The following is a 611-nucleotide window of genomic DNA, read 5'->3' as shown; positions in this document are numbered from 1 at the left end:
TTCAGTACCAAAGGGAACAGGCATGCCTGCGTCCCCGATACTTAATTTGTCAAAGTGTCCCATTTGTGCGATTACTCGTGAAATATCTGAATTGATGACTTTTCCTTTTTTCATGTTTGTTTCTTCCTCTCGTTGTTAATTTATGACTGCTGATTGTTCTAAAGCTTCACGGTAAGGGATAGAAGGTTGCGCACCATAAGACTGCACAGCAACAGAAGAGGCTAGATTTCCATAAAGGATCGCTTCTTTCAAGTTACTAAGGTCTGGCTGAAGTGTGCTGCTTAATGCGCCAATAAATGTATCACCTGCGGCTGTTGTGTCAACGGCATCCACTTTAAAAGCAGGGACGATACCGTGTTCTTTTTCTGTATGATAGAAAGCGCCGGCACTGCCTAGTGTAATGATTACTGTTCCAATACCTAATTCATGGAGTTTTTCGGCTGCTGCGACCAAACTGTTATGATCTGTCACTCTGATTCCTGTAATGATTTCTGTTTCTGTTTCATTTGGTATAATGATATCTGTCTTTTCAAGTAGTTCAGTAGGAATCGTTTCACGAGCTGGTGCAGGATTCAGGATCGTTGTTTTTCCTGCGTCTTTTGCAATAGAAA

General features: G+C 41.6%; 2 protein-coding genes. Both read right to left on the bottom strand.

The features are described 5' to 3' along the window. Positions 1 to 114 (bottom strand): RbsD/FucU domain-containing protein (locus tag ACFFUV_RS23630; protein ID WP_390198434.1); only part of this gene is annotated, 114 nt, incomplete at its 3' end. Between the two features lie 21 nt (positions 115 to 135). After that, positions 136 to 611: PfkB family carbohydrate kinase (locus tag ACFFUV_RS23625; protein ID WP_390198431.1), on the bottom strand; the 476-nt coding region annotated here is incomplete at its 5' end.

The organism is Vibrio olivae (assembly GCF_042428525.1).
GTDB lineage: Bacteria > Pseudomonadota > Gammaproteobacteria > Enterobacterales > Vibrionaceae > Vibrio > Vibrio olivae.
The sequence above is the reverse complement of the archived record's forward strand: the minus strand, read 5'-3'. Positions and strand labels throughout refer to the sequence as shown.